The organism is Roseateles sp. P5_E11 (assembly GCF_054049355.1).
This window is the reverse complement of sequence record NZ_JBFUMO010000578.1, coordinates 1-3,611: the sequence shown is the minus strand read 5'-3', so window position 1 is coordinate 3,611 and position 3,611 is coordinate 1. Positions and strand designations below refer to the sequence as shown.

General features: G+C 64.8%; 2 protein-coding genes. Both read right to left on the bottom strand.

All coding sequences use genetic code 11. The features are described 5' to 3' along the window. Nucleotides 1-165: 165 nt before the first annotated feature. The gene (locus ACXJKR_RS27275; protein WP_457325491.1) at nucleotides 166-1,089 is read right to left on the bottom strand and encodes a hypothetical protein; all 924 of its coding nucleotides are present in this window, start codon (nucleotides 1,087-1,089) and stop codon (nucleotides 166-168) included. Nucleotides 1,090-1,296: 207 nt separating this feature from the next. Continuing rightward, nucleotides 1,297-3,611 (bottom strand): phospholipase effector Tle1 domain-containing protein (locus tag ACXJKR_RS27270; protein WP_457325490.1); only part of this gene is annotated, 2,315 nt, incomplete at its 5' end.

The following is a 3,611-nucleotide window of genomic DNA, read 5'->3' as shown; positions in this document are numbered from 1 at the left end:
CTCATTGAGCGCATCAAGCTGGTCGTGCAGGAACGTTCTCAACGAGGCCAGCGAGGCTTCGTCAAGCTGAACCCCGACCTGGGCTACCGCGATGAGTTGCTGCTCAGGCCCGGAAGTGCCTGTGGATTCATTGTTCGCTTCGGTGCTCATGCTCTGTTCCTGTGCTTAAAAGCCCGCCTCGATGGCATCCCGAGCCTCAAGTGTCTTGGTCCGGAAGTCGTCCAACTGGTTCAGCAGCGCACGCGGGTCCGACTTGAGCGCCTCTTGCTGAAACACCGGCACAGAGACAATCCAGGCGTCGATGGCGGCGACGATCTTGGTGGGCACATCGCCGGCTTTGCCCGCCTTGGCCAGGCGGGAGTCGATCGCCTTCGAAGTCACCCCGATCTGCCGGCGCAGTTCCGCTGTTCGGATGGGCTCCGCTACGGCCATGGGTTTCCCCATGCCCACACTGATCTCGCTGCCCCGCGTCACGCGCGCGGTCGTGGTCAGCCAGCCGTCGTAGTTGGACTGCTGGGCCTCGTCGACAAAAAAGCTTCGCAAGACGCGCGCGTTGGCCACGAGGTCCGGCCCTGCGGCCACCAGCCGCCGGATGCCGTCCTCTCGCTCGGCCTTCACAAGGACATCAGCGAGCAGCGACAACACGCTGGCGACAGCGGTGACCTTCTTTGGATTGACGATCGAAGCGCCGTCCTTGTCCTTGAGTGCGCTCAACTTCTTGGCCGTTCCCTGAATGGAACTGCGAACCTCGAACTGCTTGTCGTCAACCATCGCTAGCAGGGTCTTGGCGTAGAGCTCCAAGGTGTCGACAGTGACCTCCTGGAACGCAACGGTGGCGTCACCCGTCAACCCACAGCTCTTCTTGAGCGCCTTGGCACCTTCTACATCGCCCGTTGGCGTTGATTCCGACAGCAAGACGCGCACGTCCGCCGCGTCATTGCACAGCTTGGCGACCTGCTGAATCTCCTGTCGAACGGCACCCGTCATCTTCGTGGTCTCACCGGCGAAGTTGGTGATCGCCTTGTAGTTGGCGCAGCCTGCCAACGCCAGGACGGCCAAGGCCGCAATCGCACGCAATGGCACGCTCATGTCTCACTCCCCTTTGAGCCTGTAGGCCTGTGAATGATCGGCGGCGCTGGGGGAAGGCTCATCCCAAAAGTTAATGAGGCCGCCAACAAATTCCCCCGAGGCAAACTCATGCACCAGAAGGCGGCAAGCTCGACGCGCCGCAACAGGTGAATGGACGCCGCTGCACGTCGGAGCGCGATGCCGGCACGCGGTCCGGGCATCGCACGCTCAATGCCTGCGCGGACAGTTTTCGCCAGCCGGCGCCGGCGGGGTGGCCTCGGCGGTGCTCGCGGCCGAGGCGGACGGCGAAGGCCCCACGGTCACGGCCGCCGAGCCGCAGTTGTTGCTGTAGAACCAGTTGGCAATGTAGGGGACCGGCACGATGGCGTCGCTGAGGTACAGGAACAGCTCACCGTCGCGCGACGCCGTGAACGTCAGCTTCGCCTTGCCAGAGCCCTTTTCAATAGGCTGCATCTTCAAGGCCGGCTCGACGTTGCCGCGCTGGCCGATGCGAATCATGGGAACAAAGTAGTCGACATCCCATGAGCGCTTGATGAGCGCAAAGAGGTTGTGCGGCCAGCCCCGTGCCTTCAGCCCCGCCACGCTGGCCTCGACGCCCTTGTCGTACCAAGGCGGGCTGGCGCCGGTGTCCAGCTCGATTTCATACGACTGGTCCGCCTTGACGGAAAGGCCCGTGGCCCAGCAGACCTCGCTCGTGTCGAAACGCGCCTTAGGAGCAAGGGGACTGTCGCCGACGTCCCGTAAAGATTTTGAAGGCGTGCAGAACGCTCCCGCCGAGTCCGCGCTGCGCGCGACGAAGTGGCTGACGCCGCCCACGATCAGGTACAGCAGCGCCAACGCAAAGATCAGCGGCACGATGCCCCGGGAAATCAGCCAGGCCGCGCCAATCAGGAACGGGTTGTTGCGCAACACCCGGGCCACCTTCAGCGTGGGCGTGCTGGGCACGTGGCCGTCGATGACCTTCTCGATCCGCCGCTGGACGCGCACCCGCCAGAGCAGGACCGCCAGCAGGGCTACAACCAGCAGCTTCAGAACCGGGCTGACATCGGCCCATGTTTGCCACTTGGTGTATGCAAGGACCACCACCACCACGACGCCCAGGAGCGCCGCCGCCTTGAGGGTGGAGTTCTTCGCCGAGTCGCGGACCCAGGTCACGTAGTCCTCGCGCCGGTCAGCATGCCAGGCAAACCAGGCACGGTCATGAACGCGCTGCCGAAGGAAGTTGCTGACCTGGAACAGGCCCCCCACCATCGCGATGACGACCAGCATCCCGAACGGCTGCTCGCAGAAGGCCTCGACCCAGCCTCTGGCCCAATTGGGCGCCAGCTCGCGCAACTGCGGCTTCCAGGGCTCGACGATGCCCTTCAAGGTCTCGTTGATCCCGTCCGATGTAGCCTCCGCGCGGCCGCCCAGCTGTTCGTTGGCCCGGCCAAGCGTTTCAAACATCGCCGCGGCGAATTTCTTGGCGTCCAACGGATAAATCACCAACGCCAACGTCGCGAACAAAAACGCGAAATACGCGACCCGGCGCAACCAGACGGTGTCGCGGATCTGTTCCACCATGCCTTGCAAGGGCGCGCCGATCTTTTCGATGGCCACCCTGACCTTCTCGGTCCTTGATGCCGCCACGCTGGCCTGCGCCGTCGTGGACTTGGACAGCTTCATGCCCCGGTCCTCGAACCCCACCATGGGCAGCAGCGAGCCGTCCGGCGCCAGCACATCAAACTCGGCGGGCAGCGCGATCGGCGCGTAGGCATCCGAGCCGTAGGCGATGCGCGCGATAACGCTGCCATGCACGATGGCGCGGATGGGCTGGCCCGTGGTCTTGTCCATGCCCATGTCCACGCGCCGCGGCGCGTAGCGGTAGTACGAGCCTGCGCCCGCGCGGGCGTCGTACAGCCGGGCAAAGGGCGACTTTTCCTGGGCCACCTCCTGCACGGTTCGCGCGTCCAGCCGCAGGCCTGCATCACTGGCCTGGCTGATCATCCAGTCCAGCGTCACCAGCGATTGCTGGTCCTCCGGGTAGCCGCCACCCACGTTGGAGTGGGCGCCGGAGAACCACACCTGCGTCAACCGGTCCGGCGGCACCTTGTTCGCGGCGACCAGCGCAGCCTCGTGAGCCTCATCGAAGAGGATGGGATGGAAGGTCTGGCGCTCGTCATCCAGCGACAGCGCATGGCAGGCGCGCTGGACTTGCACGCTCAAGTGATGGTCCTTTGACACCATGGGCCATATCAGCAGCGAGATTCCCCACTTGAGCTCGTCCACTGGCATCCCATACGCCGCCACGGTGTCCCACAGGCCAAGGAAGCGGATAGGGACCTTGCGCCGCTCCGGCGGCAAGTCCTGAATGTGGCGCCTGCCGGCGAGCGTCGAGGGCAGCAGCAGCAGGTCGCGCAGCCGGCGGCCCAGCCAGACGATGGGGCTCCAGGACGGATAGGTCTCGTTGCGGTAGCGGCGGTACGCCGCCAGCGCGTGCGCATGCAGTTCAGACTCGGACCGCCCCTGCACCAGGCCCTGGC